Origin of the sequence: Xanthomonas sp. WHRI 7064 (assembly GCF_040202355.2) — a bacterium.
Taxonomy (GTDB): Bacteria; Pseudomonadota; Gammaproteobacteria; order Xanthomonadales; family Xanthomonadaceae; genus Xanthomonas; species Xanthomonas arboricola.
This window is the reverse complement of record NZ_CP167821.1, coordinates 2,493,665-2,513,484: the sequence shown is the minus strand read 5'-3', so window position 1 is coordinate 2,513,484 and position 19,820 is coordinate 2,493,665. Positions and strand designations below refer to the sequence as shown.

The window sequence follows — 19,820 nt, the reverse complement described above, 5'->3', positions numbered from 1 at the left end:
AGCCCTTCAGCGCGGCTGCACGCCGAGCAATTCCACATCGAACACCAGCGATGCGCCGGGCGGGATCACGCCGCCAGCGCCGTTGTCGCCATAGCCGTACTCGGGCGGAATCATCAAGCTGCGCTTGCCGCCCACACGCATGCCGGCCACGCCCTCGTCCCAGCCGCGGATCACCTGATGGCCGCCCAGCACGAACTGGAACGGCTCGGCGCGGTCGAGCGAGCTGTCGAACTTCTTGCCATGCTTGTCGGCGGCTTTTTCGTCATACAGCCAGCCGGTGTAATGCACGGTGACCATCGCGCCCGGTGTGGCTTCGGCACCGGTGCCGATGTTGCGGTCGATCCGCTCGAACGTGGCGATGGTGCCGCCGGACGGCGGCAGGGCAGGCGCACAGCCCGCGAGCAGCAGGGCAGCACAAAGCGTCAACAGAAGGCGCATGGGATGGTCCAGCAAAGGGAGTGCGTCATTATCGCACCTGGCTCCCGGTATCATCGCGCCCATGGCCAAGCTGCTGCTCAATCTGCGCAACGTTCCCGATGACGAAGCCGACGAGGTGCGGGCGCTGATGCGCGAGCATCTGGTGCAGATCTACGAAACCCGGCCCAGCAACTGGGGCATCTCCGCCGGCGGCATCTGGCTCAGCGACGATGCCGATCACCCGCGCGCCAAGGCGCTGATGGATGCGTATCAGGCCCAGCGCGGCGCCGTGGCGCGAGCGCAGCGCCAGGATGCGCTCGCTGCCGGCACGGCCGAAACCTTCGGCGCGCTGCTGCGCAAGCGTCCGCTGTTCGTGATCGCCACGTTGATCGGCATGCTGGTTGTCGCCTCTCTGATCCTGCTGCCGTTCCTGCTGTTGCGCGGCTGATCGCACCTGCGGCCGCATCGGCTTAAAATGGCCGCATGATCACCAATACCGCTGCCTACCAATTCGTCACCATCCAGGACCCGCAGTCGCTCGCCGACAGCGTCCTGGCACACGCCGGGCAGCAGGCCTTGAAGGGATCGGTACTGGTGGCCGAAGAGGGGATCAACCTATTTCTGGCCGGCGAAGCCGAGCAGGTCGACACGTTCTATGCGTGGCTGCAGGCCGATGCGCGCTTTGCGCAGATGCGCATCAAGTACAGCCTGAGCGCGTTGCAGCCGTTTGCGCGGCTCAAGGTGAAGGTCAAGCCGGAGATCATCAGCTTTCGTCGCGACGATGCCTCGCCGCTGCAGGGCCGTGCGCCGGCAGTGACGCCCGCCACGCTGCGCGACTGGATGCGGGCAGGGCGCGACGATCGCGGCCGCCCGTTGGTGCTGCTGGATACGCGCAATGCCCAGGAAGTGGCGTACGGCACGTTCCAGGGCGCGTTGACGCTGCCGATCGACAAGTTCACCGACTTGCCGGCTGCGCTGGAAGCACATCGCGCTGCGTTGGCCGACGCCACCGTGGTCAGCTTCTGCACCGGCGGCATTCGTTGCGAGAAGGCGGCGCTGTGGATGCAGGCCGATGGCATGGACAACGTGCTGCAGCTCGAGGGCGGCATCCTCGGCTACTTCGAAGAGGTCGGGGGCGAAGGCTACGACGGCCGCTGCTTCGTGTTCGACGCACGCGTTGCACTCGATGCGCAATTGCGCCCATTGGTGGATGCCGAGCGCAGCACCGAAGCAGGAAAAATCTGACCGAGCGCGAGTGAAATGCCCGATGTTCGTGTATTGGGCGCGCTCGCATCATCCGATCACGCCGCGATAGTGCATGCAATGCCTACCATGAAGCGTGGCGGCAGAGCGCTTTGCGCTCTTACTCGAACGTAATACGTCGCATCGAGCTTGCCCTGAATTATTCACGGAGATAGGCTGCACCAGCCAGCCGCACAGCGAGGACAACAAGGATGACCATCAGAGTTTTTCTGATCGACGATCATGCACTCGTGCGTACCGGCATGAAGATGATCCTGTCCAAGGAAGTGGACATCGATGTGGTGGGAGAAGCGGAGAGCGGGGAAGCGGCCTTGCCGCAAATTCGTCAGCTCAAGCCCGAGATCGTGCTGTGCGATCTGCACCTGCCCGGTGTCAGCGGCCTGGAAATCACCGAGCGCATCGTCAAGGGCGATTACGGCACCCGCGTCATCATCGTCTCGGTGCTGGAAGATGGCCCATTGCCCAAGCGTCTGCTCGAAGCCGGCGCATCGGGGTATGTCGGCAAGGGCGGCGATGCGCAGGAGTTGCTGCGTGCGGTGCGCGAAGTCGCACTGGGCCGGCGCTATCTCGGCAATACCATTGCGCAGAATCTGGCCCTGTCCAACCTGGAAGGGGGCAGCTCGCCCTTCGACGCGCTATCGCCGCGCGAACTGGAGGTTGCCCTGTTGCTGACCCAGGGCCTGCGCCAGGAAGACATCGCCAAGCGCCTGAATCTCAGCGCCAAGACCATCAACACGCATAAGGCGCGCCTGTTCGAGAAGGTCGGCATCCAGGACAACATCGCCCTGGCGCGTCTGGCCAATCAGTACGGCCTGACCGATCCGGCGCGTACCTTGTAAGCCACGCCCTCGGGTTTCGATCTTGCAGATGCAGCAGTGAGATGCTGCTGCACAACAAGCCGGTGAAAAGAGCATTCGCGCTGTTCTGCGCGGGAGCCGCACTTCTGCGTGCACGCAAGTGCACATGTTCGCTTCGGCATTCACTGCCCGAGAGGCGCTTCGCTTGCGACGGCTGCCGATGATGACCTGTCGTTGCAGCGCAGTGCGCCGCGCCATTGGAGCAGGCCGATCGAATCGGTTTGAACGCCGCTGCATTCGATGACGAGCGGTTGCCGGTGCGTAGCAGCGGACATTTCGGTTTGCTGGCGTGGATGTACTTACGGCGTCGGGCCATGATGGTGCTGGCTTCTGCCTGAGTCGCGACATTGGCGACAGCAGCTCCGGCGCTCGTTGATGCGGTGGGAACAGTGCCCGGGACAAGCGCGACTGCGAGCGCAGCAACCGTCTCGTTGCGATCCCTGCAAAGCCTGGTCATCCAGCATCGGCATGACACTGCCGCACACAAAAACAAGGCGGCCCGAAGGCCGCCTTGTTTGACACTACCCGCCTGGATTCACGCAGTCGGGTTCAACCGGCTGGGAAACGATCAGTGATCGCCACGCGGCTTGTTGGTGTCGTCCTGCTGCTCCTGCGCGTCATCGCCATTGCGCACTGCATCTGCAGGCTTTGCAGCTTCGGACACGACGACGGTCGGCTTCGGCCTGTCAGCAGTCTGCTCGTTGGCGTCCGCAGACAGCACGGGCGCGACCGCTGCAGGCCGCTCGGGCGCCTTGTACGGCACCGGCGTTTCGGCCTGCGTCGATGCCACGGTCGCTGCTGTTGCGTCGGCCGGAGCCAATGCGTCAAGCAGCGTGGTCTGCACAGGAGCATACGGCTTGCGTGCCGGCGCAGCGTCGGCAGACGGCGAGGTCTGCGGCACGGTTGCGGTGGACGTCGCGGCAACATCGGCTACCGGGCTTGCAGCCGATGACTGCTCGGCATGCTGCGGCTTGGATGTCACCACGTCCGCCTGCGCGCTCGAAGACGCAGCAGCGACCGGCTTGGGCACACTGACGGCTGCCGGCGCTGCGTCGGTTTTCACCGGCTCCGCTTGCGTTGCTGCCGCGGCTGCAACCGGTGCTGCCTGTTCCTGCCGAGCAACCGCAGACGCTGCAGCGTCGGCGGATGCCGACGGCACCGGCGTTGACTGCACAGCCGGCTCGGGCGAACGCACGGCCGAAGGAGCAGCACGCTCGACCGGCTGAGCTGCAGGAGCCGCGGCTGGCGTCGCGACCGGAGCCGAGGTGGCAACCGATGGCGAGGCAGCGGACGGAGCCGGAGCGGCAACCGGGGCCTGAGCCGGCGAGCTCGCCGATTCCTGCGCAACAACGGGAGCCTGCGGCGCTTGCGGGGGCGTCGATGCAGCGGCAGAAGCCTGCGCAACCGGTGCCGATGCAGCCGGCGCCGTGTTGCTGGCCGGTGCGGTTGCAGCCGGTGCCGGAGAGGCCGCCGATGCGTCGCCACGTGCGTGTTCGGCTGCGGTGACTGCCGGAGTTGCAGCCTGCTGCTCGAACGACGGCGTGGCATTGGAAACCGGCGCCGTGGTCGACGTCGTGTCGGCCGCCAGCGGTGCTTCCGCACGCTCCTTCGGGACCGGGCGCGGCTTCACTGCGGCCGGAGTGCTGGACTCCGGCTTGGCGCGTGCCGATACCGCAGGCGTGCTCGCGTCGTCGTCGAAGTCGAACTCCGGTTGACCGGCGCGCGGGGCAGCCGAGGTGTGGACCTGCGCACCGGCTTCGTCGCTCTCGTTGTCGCCATCGAAATCGCCTTCGGCGTCGCCGTCCAGATCGTCTGTCTCCAGACCATCGACGCCGGTACCGCCTTCACCGTTTGCGCCAGCGCCGCGACGGCGGCGACGGCCACCACGACGGCCGCGACGACGACGGCTGCCGCCTTCGCCATTTGCCGCATCATCGCCTGCTGCCTCCGGTGCCTGGCCCTCCGCATTTGCGTCGGTACCGCGATCGGCATGCGACTCGGTCACGATGACCTCGACCGGATGCGCCGGGGTGGCCGCAGCTGCTACCACCGGCGTTGCCGGTGCTGCGGTGTCGGCAATTGCCGCGACCACGGTTGCAGTCGTTGCGGTTGCAGCAGTCGAGGTCAGCGTCTGCGCCGAGGCAGTGCCTTCTTCCTGACGCGCAGGGCGCTGCTGCCGCTCGGACGGCGCGCCGTCCTGCTGCTGCTGCGCAGCTGCACGCGGCGGGCGCGGTGCCTGGTTCTGCGGCTTCTGCTTCTGCTGCTGGGCCTGCTGCGGCTGCTTGGGCTGTTGCTGTGCCTCGTTGCGCGGCGGCTTGGGCACCTGCACCTGCTGCGCCTGACCGCCGTTTTGCGCAGCCTGGCCGTTGGCCGGCTGGCGACGCTCGTCACGACGCTCCTTGTTGGCGCCATTGCCGTTGCCGTTACCGCCATTGCCGCGGTGCTGATTGCCACCGTTGCCACCATTGCGGGCATCGCGGCCGTCGCGACGCTGGCCGCCACGATCGCCACGCTCGTTGCGGCTGCTGCGGCCGGCATCGTTCTGACGCGGACGCTGGGTCGACTCGGGCGCAGGCGCGACCGGCTCGACGCCGCCGAAGATGCGCTTCAGCCAGCCGACCACGCCGGTGACCGGCGCGGGAAGCGGCAGTGGCGCGACCGGAGCCGGTGCAGGTGCAGCGGCAACCGGGGCAGGGGCCTCCTCACGCAGCGGAGCCGGCTGGCTCGGCTTGATCGAGGTCACTGCCGGCGCAGCCGGGATATTCAACTGTGCCTTGGTCAGGGCATGCACCGGCAACTTGCGCGGGGTGCCGCGCTGGTAGCTCGGCTTGCCGCTGTCTTCGCCCAGCTCGTTCTCACGCAGACGCGTGACTTCGTAGTGCGGGGTGTGCAGCTGCTCGTCGGCGACGATGATGATCGGCGACTCGTGACGCTGCTCGATCTCGCGCAGCGCGCTGCGCTTTTCGTTGAGCAGGTAGTTGGCGATTTCCACCGGGGCCTGGACCAGCACCTGTCCGGTGTTTTCCTTCATGGCGTGCTCTTCGGCCACTCGGATGATCGACAGCGACAGCGACTCGACGCTGCGCATGCGGCCATGGCCATCGCAACGCGGGCACACGATCTGGCTGGATTCGCCCAGGCTCGGACGCAGGCGCTGGCGGCTCATTTCCATCAGGCCGAACCGCGAGATGCGGCCCAACTGCACGCGTGCGCGGTCGTACTTGAGCGCGTTCTGCAGCTTGTTTTCGACTTCGCGCTGGTGCTTGGTCGAGGCCATGTCGATGAAGTCGATCACCACCAGGCCGCCCAGGTCGCGCAGGCGCAACTGGCGGGCCACTTCCTCGGCCGCTTCCAGATTGGTCTGGAAGGCGGTTTCTTCGATGTCGCTGCCCTTGGTGGCGCGCGAGGAGTTCACGTCGACGGCGGTCAGCGCTTCGGTCTGATCGACCACGATCGAGCCGCCCGACGGCAGCCGCACGTTGCGCTCGTAGGCGCCTTCGATCTGCGATTCGATCTGGAAGCGGTTGAACAGCGGAATGTCGTCGGTGTAGTGCTTGAGCTTGCGCAGGCTCTGCGGCATCACCTGCTGCATGAACTCCTGGGCGTCGGCATACAGCTCCGGCGTATCGACCAGGATTTCGCCGATGTCGGCGCGCAGGTAGTCGCGCAGGGCGCGGATGATCAGGCGCGATTCCTGGTAGATCAGGAACGCGGCCGGTTTGCTCAGCGCCGCCTCGGCGATCGCCTTCCAGGTCTGCAGCAGGTAGTCCAGATCCCACTGCAGCTCTTCGGCGTCACGGCCGACACCCGCGGTGCGGATGATCACGCCCATGTCGTCGGGGATGTCGAGCTTGTCCAGCGCTTCCTTCAGCGCGGCACGGTCTTCGCCTTCGATCCGGCGCGAGACGCCACCGGCGCTGGGCGAATTGGGCATCAGCACCATGTAGCGGCCGGCCAGCGAAATGAACGTGGTCAGGGCCGCGCCCTTGTTGCCACGCTCTTCCTTATCGACCTGCACCACGATTTCCTGGCCCTCGCGCAGCAACTCGCGGATGGTCGACTTGTTGTGGTCGACACCAGCCTGGAAATAGTCGCGGGAGATTTCCTTCAGCGGCAGGAAGCCATGGCGCTCGGCGCCATAGTCCACGAACGCCGCCTCCAGCGAGGGCTCGAGCCGGGTGATACGGCCCTTGTAGATGTTGGACTTCTTTTGTTCCTTGGACGGCTGTTCGATGTCGATGTCGTACAGGGTCTGGCCGTCCACAATCGCCACGCGCAGCTCTTCTGCCTGCGTTGCGTTGATCAGCATTCGCTTCATTGTTGCGTTCCTCTCGCGCTCTACCGCGCGGAACGCCGTGACGTTTCGCCTCTGGAACAGCTTGTCGGCCCTTCGCGCAACGCGCGGACAGGCCTGACCAGGGTTTCCAGCGCTGCAACACCACGGCAGGCCGCGGGAGCGCTTGTCTTAAGTTTTTATAGGTGTTTCAGGGCCGGCAGCCGCGTCCGGACGAACCGGGGCAGCGCACGGGACATGTTCAGCGCGACGGTCAAAAACCGCCGGCGATGGCCGGGTAGGCCGGTGAGCCGCTAACATGGCCGCCCCGGGGGCGGTGGTCGCGCACTGTGCCGGAATCATCGGAAGGCAGGCTTCTGGCCAATCAACTTCCAACGAAATCAAACCCTTATCTCGCTCGCCGAGTGTAACAGAATAAAGAGCCGGATGACCGACCCCCATACCCCCAAGCCGCCCACCGACCGTGTGGGCGTGCGCATTCTCAAAGTTCCGGAAGACCGTGCTGGGCAGCGGCTGGACAATTTCCTGCTCGGCCAGCTCAAGGGCGCGCCACGCAGTCTGATCTACAAGCTGGTGCGCAGCGGCCAGGTGCGGGTGAACGGTGGGCGGGCCAAGGCCGAGCGCAAGCTCGAGGGTGGCGAGGAAGTGCGGATCCCGCCGGTGCGCGTGGCCGAGGAGGGCGACAAGGCGGCGCCACCGGCGTCATTCCTGGCACGGCTGGAAGCGGCGATCGTGTTCGAGGACGCGCGGCTGCTGGCGCTCAACAAGCCGTCCGGGGTCGCCAGCCATGGCGGCAGCGGAATCAGCTTCGGCGCCATCGAAACCCTGCGCGCCCTGCGCCCGAACCAGACCCTGGAACTGGTGCACCGGCTCGACCGCGATACCTCCGGCCTGCTGATTGTGGCGAAGAAGCGTTCGGCGCTGACCGAGCTGCAGGCCTTGATGCGCGAGGACGACCGTGTCGAAGGCCGTGGCATCACCAAGCGCTATCTGACCTTGCTGGTCGGCCGTATGCCGGACGGGGTGATGACGGTCGATGCGCCGCTGCACATCGGGCTGCGCCAGGGCGGCGAGCGGCATGTGCAGGTCAATGCGATCGGCAAGCCCTCGCTGAGCCACTTCAAGCTGCTGGAGCGACGCGGCGGGCACTCCTATTGCGAAGTCCGTATCGAAACCGGCCGCACCCACCAGATCCGCGTGCACGCCCAGCACCTGGGGCACCCGGTGGCCGGCGACGACAAGTACGGCGAAGCGGAGGTCAACAAGCGCCTGCGCGACCAGCTCGGCCTGAAGCGCCTGTTCCTGCACGCCGCTTCGCTGGAATTTGCGCTGGATGCCGGCAAGACGCCCTATGTGTTGAGCGCGCCGCTGGCGCCGGAACTGGCCGAGGCATTGGACCGGCTGGGGCGCTGAGGCCGCCATTGCGCCGCGGCGACGCATCCGTCCCGGTCGTGGCCGCCAGCGCGTCGCCGATGTGTCCTGGCGGTCGAGCCGATGGTCGTGCCGGCACCGCGGCTGCGGTTCGGCCGGGCGTTAAGGCGTGGCGAAGCGGAACAACACCAGGCTGATCGCCAGTGTGCCCATGCCGGCCACCAGGCCGTAGACCGTCTCGTGGCCCTGCGCGTAGCGCTTGGCCGCCGGCAACAATTCGTCCAGCGCCAGGAACACCATCACCCCGGAAATCAGGCCGAAGACCGTGCCGAACACCGCTTCGGACAGCACGCTGGACAAGGCCAGATAGCCGATGCCGGCGCCGATCGGCTCGGCCAGTCCGCTGAGCAGGCTGGCGCCGAAGGCGTAGAACTTGTTGCGGGTGGCGAAGTACACCGGCACCGCAATGGCGATGCCCTCGGGAATGTTGTGGATCGCGATGGCGAACGCGAGCGGCATGCCGACCGCGGGGCTTTCCAGTGTGGCGAAGAAGGTCGCCAGGCCTTCGGGGAAATTGTGCGCGGTGATGGCGATGGCGGTCATCAAGCCGACCCGGCGGATATAGGCACGGTTGTCGTCGCGGAACAGCGGATCGTCGCTGGACAGGCTCTGGTGCGGGTTGGGCACCAGGCGGTCGATCACCATGATCAGCAGCATGCCGGCCAGAAACGCCAGCGTGCCGAAGGTGAAGCCGAGCTTGTCGTTGTAGGCGTTGGAGAACGAGGCGATCGACTTGTTGAGAATCTCCGACAGCGACACATATACCATCGCGCCGCCGGCGAATGCCAGCCCGAATGCCAGCAGGCGCGGGTTGGGCTTCTTGGAGAACACGACCATCAGGCTGCCGAGTCCGGTCGCCAGGCCAGCGGCCAGCGTGACCGCAAATGCGGTCCAGACATTGTGGGATGACACTTCGAGCATGTGACGCACGACCTCGTGGAATAGAACGTACTCGGCGGGGAGCGTGGCGACTGCTGCTGCGCACTTTGCGCATGACCACACTGCGGCTGCAGGATGGCCATGCCTGGATGACGAAGGCGTGGTGTCTGGCGCGATAACCCTGACGTGTGCACGCCGGCATCAGGCGTGCACCGTGGGTAGCTGGAGCTGATGCAGGCCGTTCGCCGTGCTCAGCCTTGCGTGTTGCGGGCCGGCGCGGCCGCACTTCTGCGCGCACTACATCAAACGCGGCTCAGCCGCCTCGACGCGCACGCTCTTCGATGGCGAAGCATTCGTCCGGGCGCGGCACCGGCGGCTTGAACGCGACCGGCACCTGGATCGTCTGCGGCACTGCCTGGCCATTACGCGTGGCGGCCCGGAATTTCCATTCGCGCACGCGTTTTTGCGCGGCTTCGTCCAGCACCGGCTGACCGCTGCTTTGCGATACCGAGACATCGGTCGGGGTGCCTTCGACACCCACCACGACCCGAAGCACCGAGGTGCCACCGATGCCGGCACAGGCCAGCTGCGGGGAGTATTCCGGCGGCGGGGTCTTCAAGGCGGCCAGTTCGGTCGGTGCCACCGCCGGGGCGGCGGGCTGCTGCGACGACTTGCCACACCCGCTGATGCCGACGGCAAGGAACAGGCCGGCGAGGGCGGCGCGAGACAGGGTCATGGGGTGGCTCCTTGATCGTAAAGCTGGGCGGCCTTGGCCGCACAGATGAAGTCGTTTTCGCTCAATCCGCCGACGTCGTGGGTGGAATAGCGCACCACCACGCGGTCGTAATGCATGCCCAGGTCAGGGTGGTGGTCTTCGCGGTGGGCGATCCAGGCCAGCGCGTTGACGAAGGCGAGCGTGCGGTAATAGTCGGCAAAGCGGAAGGTGCGGGTGATCGCCGTGCCCAGTTCGGCCAGCTCCCAGCCCGGCACCTGCGGCAGCAGTTCAGCCAGACGCGCTTCGCCAAGCTTGTGGTCGCTGCCCTTGCGCGGCAGGCAATGGGCCTGTTCCAGGGGAATCAGATCGGTCATGACAGTCTCGCAGGGGTGGCGGACAGCGCGTTCACTCAGGATCACGGTGTTCCATGAGCGCAGGCGCATTGAGCGGTAGAATAACCCGCATGATCCAGATATCCGACAAAGCCCAAACCTATTTCCGCAAGCTCATCGAACGCGAGGGCGTGCCCGGCATGGGCGTGCGCCTGAGCGCGGTGGACGCGGGCACCCCGCGCGCCGACGCCCGGCTGGAGTTCGCCGAACCGGCGGACCTGAGCGGCGACGAATGGGCGATCGACTGCGACGGCTTCACCTTATATATCGTCGCCGCCAGCGTGCCCTGGGTGGATGGCGCCGAGATCGACTACGTCACCCAGTCCACCGGCAACCAGCAGCTCACCATCAAGGCACCCAAGATCAAGGGCGAAGCGCCGGCCGAGTCCGCATCGATGGTGGAGCGCGTGCGCTGGGTGGTGGAGAACGAGATCAACCCGCAGCTGGCGTCGCATGGCGGCCGTGTGGCGGTGCAGGAGGTCTCGGCAGAGGGTGTCGTGCTGCTGCGCTTCGGCGGCGGTTGCCACGGCTGCGGCATGGCCGATGTGACCTTGAAGCAGGGCATCGAGAAGACCCTGATGGGGCGCGTGCCCGGCGTGATTGCGGTGCGCGACGCGACCGACCACGCCACTGGCGACGCGCCGTATATCCCGCGCGACAGCGCGGCCTGATTCCCCGCCACCGGTGACCACGGCCGCCGATCTGCTGCAGGCACTGCGCGCGCGCATGCCGGGCAAGCTCATCCTGGATCGGCGCACCGGCCTGCCTTACGGCTGGGCAACCTGGATGAGCAGTCGCATCGGGCCGGCGGCTGCGTTCGACGACGACCAGATGATGGGCGTGCTGCTGGCACGGCCAGCGCCGCCAGCAGGTACTGGTGTGGCGTCGGTGTTGTCGCCGTTCCAGGCATTTCGCAGCCTGTGGTGGCAGCACTGGGAGCCGCGACCGAAAGACCAGCGACCACAGCACTGGCTGGCGCTGCTCGGCAGCCTGTTGATCCATCTTGGCTTCATCGCACTGCTCATTTGGGTCGTCACGGTGCGCTGGGCGCCGGATGACACCCAGACCGGCGACGAATCACGGGTGCGCATGACCTTCATTGGCGACGGTGCGGCAGAGCAGGGCGGTGGGCAAGGGCAGCCCACTGACGCTGCGCAGGCCGCCTCGGGCGATGCGGCTTCGGCGTCACAATCCAGTGAGTCCGCTGCGACCGGCAGGCCAAGCGCAGCGCCGTCGGTGCCTGCGCCTGTCGAGTCCGTCGACCCTCCTTCAAGCACAGCCCAGGCCCAGGACATCGCGCCGGAACCGGTGGCTGCCGCTGCCAGCGAACCGGTGGCTCCAGAGGTGCCACGCGTGACCGTACAGGTGCCGCCGGTGACGATCGAATCGCCGCTACAGGTCACCGAAACACCGGTGGCCACGAACGACTTTGTCGTGCCGCCACCGCCGACGATCACGGTGGCGCCGCGTCCGGTCGAGCCGGCCGCACCGCAGATTCAGGTGCGTCAGCGCGATGTCCAGACCGTGACCGAGCAACCGCAGCTACGCGAATTGCAGCGTCCCGCTTCGACCGTCGCGATGCGCACTGCCAACGCACCGACGGTGCGCGAGCGGGAAATCGTCGTTCCGGACCGGCCCCAGGTCGTTGCGCCATCGGTGCGCAGCCGCGAGATCACGCCGACTGTGCGCATGCCTGACGTGGCCATTCGAACGACCGAGTTGCCAAGCGTGCCGGATCCCGCGCCGCAACCGGCACCGGCCGGGCCAGCCCAGCAGACGCCGGCGACTCCAGCGCCGACATCGTCGACGTCGGTAGCTGCGGCAACGCAACCATCGGCGGCGTCCACGCAGCCCAATCAGGCACAGGCGAATTTGGCGCGATCGGCGCAACCCAGCAGCACTACGGCGGCAGCCGCATCGGCAGCCAAGCCGGCGACCAGCAATGCCGGCCCGGCGCCAGCAGATCGCAGCGGCGGCTGGGATGTTGCGGCCAATGCAGACGACTGGAGTAAATCCGACCGTCGTCGCGCCGGTGAAGCCACAGGCGCCAATGGAACACGCAATGGCATGTTCAACGCAGACGGCAGCGTTCACGTCGCCGCCGGAGCCGGCGATGCCGGCAACGGCGCCGGTGATCGAGGACCGCCAGGCAGCGAAACCGATACCTGGACCCGCGACCAGATCGCCCAGGGCGGCACCTGGCTCAAGCGTCCGCCGTACGGCTACACGCCGACCTCGCTGGACAAGTACTGGATGCCGAACCAGTCGCTGCTGCAGGAGTGGGTACGGCGCGGCCTGAAGAAGATCGAAATCCCGATCCCGGGCACGACCACCAAGATCAGTTGTGTGGTGTCGTTGCTGCAGTTCGGCGGCGGCTGCGGCCTGAGCGACCCGAATCTCAACGATCAGCCGGCAACAGCCAGACCGCCGCCGGATGTGCCGTTCAAGCGGGAGCTGCAGGAAGACAACGGGGCTGTGAGGTAGTCGGCTGCTAAGCTGATTCTGACATAATATACATTATGCGAAATTGGCTCTGTTGACGCTCCTGTGCGCCCTGGCGGCCTATCTGTCAGTTTTTTTTTAATTCGTGTCCTTTCGTTCCAATATGACGACTAACCTTCAAATACTGGCAGCCTCGACAGTTGCTCGGAAACTGACGTCGCCGATGACCAATACTTGTGCAGGGTCAGACCGTTCTCTTCGCTGGTAAAAGCGATGTGTGGCCTGCTCGCCGGTTGTGCAACGTTAGGCATCCAGCGCCGCCATCTGCTCGCGCAGCTTGGCAAGCTTGTCGCGCAGCTGCGGGATACGTGCCTCGGACAGCAGCACCGGATCGCGATCGGCACGGTCCAGCTCGGCCAGATAACGGGCCACGCTCTCATTGAGCTGGCTACGCCGCGCCTTGATCTTGCCGACAGTGAAGTTGCGATCGCGGCTGTTGACCACCTTGAACTTGCTGCCATCGATCGCGACCACATCAAGCGAGAACACCTTCCTCCTGCGGCACAGCGCAGTGAAGCTACTGCACACTGCCACAATCGCAACACCGTTGTCCTTGCAGAAGTCATCGATCGTCTTGAAGTCAGGCACCAGCCGCCCGGTCAGTCAGATCACCTCAAGGTTGCGCTGCGCGTCGCGTTCCAACCGGTGGATTGACTGCACCCGGTTGAGGTAACCATACATGTAGATCTTGAGCAGCGCAGCCGGATGGTAAGTGGGTCGGCCACCTGCGGCGCGGCTGGCAGCCTTGAGGCCCAGTTCCCCGAGATCTAGTACATCCACAAAGGCATCGACGAGGCGAACCGGACTGTTCTGGTGGACATAGTCCTCGCCGCGGTCAGGCAGCAGGAGCGTCTGTGACCGATCTACGACATCGACGAATCGCTTCATGATCAGCAACAATCGAGGATTGCTTAGATCTTGTCAGCGATGTTGGGATTTTCACACAGCCTCAGTCGGGAGCTGCCATGCCCTACCCCCATAAATCGTCCTAATCTCTACCCTGCTCCGCCCCAGAGTCACCTCCCCCTGAGCGGGGTGCGGATTCTTTTGAATCTGCGCGCGATTTGCACTAGAGAATAAGGAAACGCCGTGCGTTGGCTCGAACTATCTGCAAGGTCAGATCGTAAAGATTAGGTGGCAACTGAATGGCCTTGAGCCGGTGGACAGCAGATTCCATGGAGAGCATGACTAGCAGATGTGGCCCTATCTGCATAAGAGCGTGCGTTCCTGGATCGTTGCCGATGGCCCAGCCGAAGTTGCCCGATGACAACTGCGCTGACTGCAATGGAAAGCAGGCTCGATCGCAGGTGAAGAGGCGGGTTTTCGACAAAAAATAGGTTGGAACTAGACCTTGAAAGCGCTTGAGCAAGGTTGAATCAAAAGCTAATTTGGCCATGTCATGCGGTGTCTGCGACACAAGCGCCGCTGCTTGAGCCGCATCCGACTGATCATGCTTAAGTTCATTCTGCAAAGCCTCGAGTGCAGCCGGCGTCCGGAAATAGGCTACTGCCGCGAGGCCCTTAATGGCAGTGTCGAGGCTTGCATCCGCACCTGCAGCAGCCAAATCGGCCAAGACTTGCGCAGTGTTGGACCCACTAGCCGCAATCGCGTTCAAGGTCGCCGCATGCGGATCATAATTACTCTCGTAAGGCTGGAACATCTTCTCGATCGCGTTATCTGGGCGCGTGGCGTCGGCTTCGTAATAGAAGCGCTCGACACACACGTTTTCAGGCGACGATGAGAAATCCCTATCCAACACTCGATCTTCGACGCGAACTTGGCCACGAGCGTCCGCCCAAGCCTTCAAGTAGGTGCGCGGTACATAGTGTTGCCGGACAGTACTAGGCATTGACGCGGTTCCTTAGAAGTCAGCTCATTGTGCGACATCTTGCGAAAATCCCCAGCGCGGCTCTCCCAAGCTGTCCTCCCCAGCCACTCCCGTTGTCGGCCAGAAACGGAGATTTTATCTGCCACCAAATTTCCGGGAATCGCCAGGTAAAGCCGCCGACTCGTGGTCTCCTTGACTGCAGCATGGCATCATCCCGTCCGGGAGAACACCTTACGGGGAACTACATGGAAGTTGATACTGCGCCTTGCGCGGCGGGTTTTTGGCGGCGGTCTGCTGCGTTCTTGGTCGATTGCCTGGTGCTTGGCATGGCCGGCGCGTTGGCTGGCTGGGCGTTGCTGGATGTGTTCGTGCGGATGGGCGGTTATGGGCGTTTGGTCGGATTCTTCGTTGCACTGACTTACTTCGGCGTCATGAACAGCGTGCTTTGCAAGGGGCAGACCCTGGGCAAGCGCCTGCTGGGCGTGCGCGTCGCTGGCAGGGACGATGCCCTGTTGGCACTTCCGCGATCGCTGCTGCGTTACTCGGTATTGGGTATCCCGTTCTTCCTCAACGGCGCACAGTTCGATCGCGATGTGTTGCTCTCGCCGCTGCAGTATGTATTGACGCTGCTGATCTTCGGCGGGACCCTTTCGATCCTTTATCTGTATCTGTTCAATCGCCGCGGCCGTCGTTCGTTGCACGACCTTGCGGTGGGAAGTTCGGTGGTGACCGCGCAGACACCGCTCGCCGCTGTCAGGCCGATGCCGGTGTGGCGTGTGCACTTGGTGGTGGTCGCTGTGTTGATGATCGCAGCCGCGGCAGTCCCGGCGTTTACCGGGCAACTTGCGCAGAGTGACTACTTCAAGGACTTGCTGGCGGCCCATGAAGCCGTCAGTGCCGAGCCGGGCGTGCAGTCCGCGCGCGTCGTGCACAACACGGTGTTCGGCACGCCGAATGTCGAATCTGTGGTTGTGCAGGTCAACCTGTCCGAACGGCGCATCGACGACAAAGCGTTGGCGGAGCACATTGCCAAGGTCGTCCTCGCCAACGACAAAAAGGCGGCCGCCATGTCGGCCATCCACGTCACGCTGGTCTATGGCTATGACCTGGGCATCGCATCGTCCTGGCGCTCGATGGGGTATCAGTTCGCGCCGAAAGCGTTGGCCGCGGCCGGTAACAGCGATGCCGCAGCGAGAAGCAGAAGGTAGCGTCTCCTACCCTGCAGAAGAAAATGCCTGCGATACGGCGTGGGATGGGTATCGAGGGGAGTTGCGCGGCCCGTACACCGCAGGCGGTTGCCAAGCCTGTGGTGGGTGCGTTGCCGCAAACGTGAGCGCCCCACTCCGCTGAACGAGCTGGTTTCCTGGGCAACGCGGCTGCAGTATTCCTGCAGCCGATTACACATGCGCTTACTTACCCGCACCTGGTACCGGGTGCAGAGAAAGGATGGGGCAGCTTATGTGGCTCGCCGCATCTCGGAACGACGCCTGCCTCAACCCGCGATGGTAAAGACAGACCCCGAATCCACCCGGATCCCGGCGCCGTTGATGAAGCTGGCGCGCTCGGAGCACAGGAAGGCAACCGCCGAGGCCACTTCTTCCGGGCGGCCGCGTCGCTTGAGCACCATGCCGGGACGCTCTTCGTCCAGGAACGATTCGATCGCCTGCTCGAACGTGGTTCCGTTTTCGCTGGCGCGCTTTTGCATCATCTTGTCGGTCATCGGGGTTGCGATGAAGGCGGGCGACACCGTATTGACCAGCACGTTGTCCGGTCCGTAGGCCTTGGACAGGCCCTTGGCCAGGCTCAGAATTCCTGCCTTCGATGCGCAATAGGCCAGCTCGTCCACGTAGGGCTGCACGGCGTCTTCCGAGGCGAACAGCACGATCCTTCCCCATTGATTGCGGCGCATCGCGGGAATGGCCTGGCGGCACATGCGCACTGCGCCCATCAGGTTGATGTCCAGCGTTTCGAGCCAGCCGGCGTCGCTGACCTCCAGGAAGTCGCCAGTTGCGCCGGTAACGCCCGCTGCGTTGATGTAGATGTCGGGGTCGCCCAGTTGTTCGCGCACCTGTGTCCAGATGGCGGCGACGTCCTGCTCGCGGGTGACGTCGCCCTCGATGGCGATGATCTGCCCCAGGCCCGACAGCTCGGCCACTGCCTGGTCGAGCGTACCGTCCGGAAGATCGGTGATCGCCACGCGCACGCCGGCTTCGAGCAGCTGCCGCGCAGTCTCCTTGCCCATTCCCGAGTCGCCGCCACTGATGAGGGCGATCCGATTGTTGATTCCGAGATCCATGCTGAACTCCTGGTGGTAGAGAGAGGTGGTGGTAGGCACGCAACTAGCGGGCGAGAAAGCGCTCCGCCGTGCGTAGGCCAAGTGCCATCTGCGCCAGCGCGGGATTGGCCGCCAGCGCACTTGGAAAAATCGAGTTGTCGCAGATGTAGAGATTGGCGATGTCGAATGCGCGACCATCCGGATCCACCACGGCCTGCTCCGGATCGGTGCCCATGCGGCAGGTGCCCAACGTGTGTGCGGAGCGGGCGGCGGCGAAGATGCGTTGTGCACCTGCCGCCTCCCAGATTGCATGCAGCAATGCGCGCGCGTGGGCATCGATCGCGCGTTCGTTGGGCCCGTAGCTGAAGTCGATGCGCGCCTTGCGCTGGCCGAAGGCATCGCGCTCGTCGGACAGGCTCAGCCGGTTGGCGTCCTGCGGCAGGCATTCGCCATTGATGCCGATGCCGGCCAGGCGGTTGTAGCGCGCCATGGTCGAGACGAGCTCCCTCCCCCATAAGCCTGCACCACGTGCCAGGGTGTTGGCCAGGGTGATCGGCTGCACGCCCAGGCTCTGCACCAGATAGCCTCCGATGAAATCGGCATTGGCCGGGCGCAGCATGTCCTCGGTGATCAGCGACGAGGGGTAGCCACGGTTCATGCGCATGTCCGCGTCGAACTCCCCCCACACCTGGGTGGCCACATGCGCCATGAAATTGCGCCCGACCTGACCGCTGGAGTTGGCCAGCCCCAGGTTGAGCAGCAAGCGCGGTGTTTCCACGCCGCCTGCGCACAGGAACAGGCTTGCGCAACGCTGGCGCAGTTCGCGTCCGTCCTGTTGATAGACCACCGCGCTGACCATGCCACGGGCGTCGAGCTCGATGTCGATGACCCGGCAACCGGGTCGCAACTGGGCACCGTGCGCGCGCGCCAACGGCAGCCAGGTGGTATCGACGCTCACCTTGGCGCCGTTGCTGCAACCTTGATGACAGGCGCCGCAATTGTTGCAGGCCGCGCGCATTCCGTAGTGCGGCTGCGCGTGCGCCCTGGTCACCAACGCGGCAGGCGCGTCGGTGGCGGTGATGCCGAGCGTGCGGCAACCGCGCTCCATCGCGTTGGCCGATGCATTGCGCTGCGGCGGCGCATAGGCGTAGCTGCGCTCGGGATCCCACGGATAGTGCGCCGGCCCGGAGACGCCGATGAACTCCTCCACGCGGCGGATATAGGACAGTAGCTCTTCATGCGCGATCGGCCAGTCCATGCTGCGCTGCCCAGTGTGCGTCGACAGGCTCAGATCGCGCTTGTCCGGACGCGGGCAGAAGGCGCCCCAATGCAGGGTCGAACCGCCCAGGCCCGAACCGGAATTGTTGGCGCCAAATGCAGTGGGCGTCTGCCCGCCGCTCAGGCGCTCCTCCATCCAGTAGATGCCGGTGGTCAGCTCATCGGGCAGATGGGACGCAGGACTGAAGGCCGCACCTGCCTCCAGCACCACCACCGACAGACCTGCTTGTGCAAGCCGTGCGGCCAGCGGGCCGCCGCCTGCCCCGCTGCCTACCACCACCACATCGACTGCAGCGTCGTGGATGCCCGGGCTCATCGCAGGCCTTCGGCAGGAAGCTGCCAGGCTTCCTGCCGGTCGGCTGCGGTGTGCTGATAGCCCAGGCTGTCGATACCGACACCGCCAACCGCAAAGCCGTCGTATCCCAATGCGGCCATCGTGGCGGGAAGGCTGACCCAGGTCCGCACGGCTTCGGCGCGCACGTCCTCGAACCAATGCGCCAGCTGCGCTGCATCCAGCCCATGCGCCGAGGAATCGCCAGCCGTCGCGCGCGACACCTCACGCAGCCAACGGTCCTGGATATCGGCAGACAAGCCGACGAATCCATTGCTCAGCGCGTCGAGCGTGTCGAGCCCCAGCGGCATCGCCAGCCGATCGGGTGGCAACGCGGCATGGCGCCAACCATCTCCTGCGCCCTCGGCAAGCTGGACGTCGATCCGCCGTGCAATCCCGCGCGCATCCCCTGCCCCATCCAATACACGCGCAACGACTGCGACGAGTATCTCCAGTTGGTGCTGGCTCAGCACGCCTTGCGCATCTGCGGCCGGGCCGGCATGCCTACTGAGCAGCAGCTTGCGCATGCGCGGGGCAACCCGGTCTGCATTGAGCAGCCTGACGAAGTCATCAGGCAGGCACTTGTCCATGCTGCGCTCCACATGCGCTGCGATCAGCTGCGCCAGGTGTTGCGGTTGTTCGTAGGGGATCAGGTGCGCGGCATCGGCCACGACGGCAAGACGCGCAGCGTGATAATGCGGGGCGTTCAACGCGGTTTGCGCGGCTTCGCCGAGGTCGCCATCCTCACTGCCGGCGAGGATCAACGCCGGCACGTGCATGCAGCCGGCCTGGGCGCTGTAGTCCTCACGACTGGCGTGCGCAAGCCAGGCGATCCATGCTTTTGCACTGGTTCGCAGCACATCGTTTACAGCCGCGTCCCTCACAGGCGCAGGCAACCTCGCCGCACAGTTGTCGTCGATGAACTGCTCGGCCTCTTGCCGGGTGGGATGGCCCTTTTCGAACCAGGCCAGCATGGTCTGTCGGCGTGACTCCTCCATCGGCTCGGGCGCCGGCGGCGATGCCGCGACAAGGATCACGCCGGCCAAGCCGGCAAGCCCGGCCACGCCATCGCGCGCCTGCGCCGCCGCCAGGGTGGCGATCTTTCCGCCCATGCTGTGTCCGACCACAAACCAGCAGGTCGGTTGTCGCCGGATCACCTCTTCGACAAACCAGGCAACCAGTGCGGCGGTGTCGACATGCTGCAGCGGCGGCGCGTCTCCAAAGCCGGGAATATCGAGCGCCACACAATCGAAGCGCGCTTCCAGTCGCTGGATCACGCCAGACCACTCGTTGCTGCTGGACCCAAGGGCGTGCAGGAAGAACAGCGTCGGCTTCGCCATGTAACACCTCTCTCCATC

Annotated in this window: 18 protein-coding genes; 7 read left to right on the top strand and 11 right to left on the bottom strand. The window is 65.1% G+C overall.

Translation table 11 applies throughout. The features are described 5' to 3' along the window. Window positions 1–6: 6 nt before the first annotated feature. Complete coding sequence (locus tag ABQY74_RS10805; RefSeq protein WP_181142676.1) at window positions 7–438, bottom strand: FKBP-type peptidyl-prolyl cis-trans isomerase; 432 nt, start codon at window positions 436–438, stop codon at window positions 7–9. Between the two features lie 61 nt (window positions 439–499). Here ABQY74_RS10805 and ABQY74_RS10800 point away from each other — a divergent pair, with 61 nt between their 5' ends. The 3 genes from ABQY74_RS10800 to ABQY74_RS10790 all read left to right on the top strand — a co-directional run bounded on the left by ABQY74_RS10800 (window position 500) and on the right by ABQY74_RS10790 (window position 2,519). Beyond that, a complete protein-coding gene (locus ABQY74_RS10800) occupies window positions 500–865 on the top strand; it encodes a DUF6164 family protein (RefSeq protein ID WP_349791397.1) in 366 nt (121 codons plus the stop codon). Window positions 866–900: 35 nt separating this feature from the next. Beyond that, window positions 901–1,662 carry a sulfurtransferase gene (locus ABQY74_RS10795; protein ID WP_349791395.1) on the top strand — a complete coding sequence of 254 codons (762 nt, stop codon included), beginning with the start codon at window positions 901–903 and terminating at the stop codon, window positions 1,660–1,662. Window positions 1,663–1,871: 209 nt separating this feature from the next. Continuing rightward, window positions 1,872–2,519, top strand: coding sequence for a response regulator (locus ABQY74_RS10790; RefSeq protein WP_016904564.1), 648 nt, complete (start codon window positions 1,872–1,874; stop codon window positions 2,517–2,519). Between the two features lie 586 nt (window positions 2,520–3,105). Here ABQY74_RS10790 and ABQY74_RS10785 read toward each other — a convergent pair. After that, window positions 3,106–6,846 carry an Rne/Rng family ribonuclease gene (locus tag ABQY74_RS10785; protein WP_349792228.1) on the bottom strand — a complete coding sequence of 1,247 codons (3,741 nt, stop codon included), beginning with the start codon at window positions 6,844–6,846 and terminating at the stop codon, window positions 3,106–3,108. Between the two features lie 411 nt (window positions 6,847–7,257). Between ABQY74_RS10785 and ABQY74_RS10780 the strand changes: the two genes are divergently transcribed. Continuing rightward, window positions 7,258–8,244 carry an RluA family pseudouridine synthase gene (locus ABQY74_RS10780; protein WP_104554283.1) on the top strand — a complete coding sequence of 329 codons (987 nt, stop codon included), beginning with the start codon at window positions 7,258–7,260 and terminating at the stop codon, window positions 8,242–8,244. Between the two features lie 120 nt (window positions 8,245–8,364). Here the strand turns inward: ABQY74_RS10780 and zupT are convergent, their stop codons facing one another. From zupT to ABQY74_RS10765, 3 genes are all read right to left on the bottom strand, one after another. After that, window positions 8,365–9,183: a zinc transporter ZupT gene (gene zupT / locus ABQY74_RS10775; protein WP_016904561.1), complete on the bottom strand. Its 819-nt coding sequence runs from the start codon at window positions 9,181–9,183 to the stop codon at window positions 8,365–8,367. Between the two features lie 271 nt (window positions 9,184–9,454). Continuing rightward, complete coding sequence (locus ABQY74_RS10770) at window positions 9,455–9,877, bottom strand: energy transducer TonB (RefSeq protein ID WP_016904560.1); 423 nt, start codon at window positions 9,875–9,877, stop codon at window positions 9,455–9,457. Further along, window positions 9,874–10,230 (bottom strand): 4a-hydroxytetrahydrobiopterin dehydratase, encoded by a 357-nt coding sequence (locus tag ABQY74_RS10765; RefSeq protein WP_104554285.1) that lies wholly within the window; start codon window positions 10,228–10,230, stop codon window positions 9,874–9,876. Before ABQY74_RS10765 ends, ABQY74_RS10770 begins: the two co-directional genes overlap by 4 nt. Window positions 10,231–10,319: 89 nt before the next feature. On the opposite strand from ABQY74_RS10765, the gene ABQY74_RS10760 reads away from it, so the two are divergent. Next, window positions 10,320–10,919 (top strand): NfuA family Fe-S biogenesis protein, encoded by a 600-nt coding sequence (locus tag ABQY74_RS10760; protein WP_024938663.1) that lies wholly within the window; start codon window positions 10,320–10,322, stop codon window positions 10,917–10,919. Between the two features lie 13 nt (window positions 10,920–10,932). Then, window positions 10,933–12,732: a transmembrane repetitive protein gene (locus tag ABQY74_RS10755; RefSeq protein ID WP_349791392.1), complete on the top strand. Its 1,800-nt coding sequence runs from the start codon at window positions 10,933–10,935 to the stop codon at window positions 12,730–12,732. Window positions 12,733–12,993: 261 nt separating this feature from the next. On the opposite strand, the gene ABQY74_RS10750 is transcribed toward ABQY74_RS10755, so the two are convergent. From ABQY74_RS10750 to ABQY74_RS10740, 3 genes are all read right to left on the bottom strand, one after another. After that, the gene (locus tag ABQY74_RS10750; protein ID WP_104554297.1) at window positions 12,994–13,239 is read right to left on the bottom strand and encodes a hypothetical protein; all 246 of its coding nucleotides are present in this window, start codon (window positions 13,237–13,239) and stop codon (window positions 12,994–12,996) included. 114 nt (window positions 13,240–13,353) lie between these two features. Next, a complete protein-coding gene (locus tag ABQY74_RS10745; protein ID WP_146095837.1) occupies window positions 13,354–13,638 on the bottom strand; it encodes a transposase in 285 nt (94 codons plus the stop codon). Window positions 13,639–13,819: 181 nt separating this feature from the next. Further along, complete coding sequence (locus ABQY74_RS10740; protein ID WP_104554299.1) at window positions 13,820–14,599, bottom strand: DUF4238 domain-containing protein; 780 nt, start codon at window positions 14,597–14,599, stop codon at window positions 13,820–13,822. Between the two features lie 305 nt (window positions 14,600–14,904). Here ABQY74_RS10740 and ABQY74_RS10735 point away from each other — a divergent pair, with 305 nt between their 5' ends. Beyond that, window positions 14,905–15,786: an RDD family protein gene (locus ABQY74_RS10735; protein WP_372470095.1), complete on the top strand. Its 882-nt coding sequence runs from the start codon at window positions 14,905–14,907 to the stop codon at window positions 15,784–15,786. A gap of 284 nt (window positions 15,787–16,070) precedes the next feature. On the opposite strand, the gene ABQY74_RS10730 is transcribed toward ABQY74_RS10735, so the two are convergent. From ABQY74_RS10730 to ABQY74_RS10720, 3 genes are read right to left on the bottom strand one after another with little or no spacing between them, the layout of a single operon-like run. Continuing rightward, on the bottom strand, window positions 16,071–16,874 hold the full coding sequence (locus tag ABQY74_RS10730) for an SDR family NAD(P)-dependent oxidoreductase (RefSeq protein ID WP_024939964.1): 804 nt from the start codon (window positions 16,872–16,874) through the stop codon (window positions 16,071–16,073). Window positions 16,875–16,917: 43 nt separating this feature from the next. Then, the gene (locus ABQY74_RS10725) at window positions 16,918–18,447 is read right to left on the bottom strand and encodes a GMC family oxidoreductase (RefSeq protein WP_349791386.1); all 1,530 of its coding nucleotides are present in this window, start codon (window positions 18,445–18,447) and stop codon (window positions 16,918–16,920) included. Then, window positions 18,444–19,802 carry an alpha/beta fold hydrolase gene (locus tag ABQY74_RS10720; RefSeq protein ID WP_349792227.1) on the bottom strand — a complete coding sequence of 453 codons (1,359 nt, stop codon included), beginning with the start codon at window positions 19,800–19,802 and terminating at the stop codon, window positions 18,444–18,446. Before ABQY74_RS10720 ends, ABQY74_RS10725 begins: the two co-directional genes overlap by 4 nt. Window positions 19,803–19,820 lie beyond the last annotated feature (18 nt).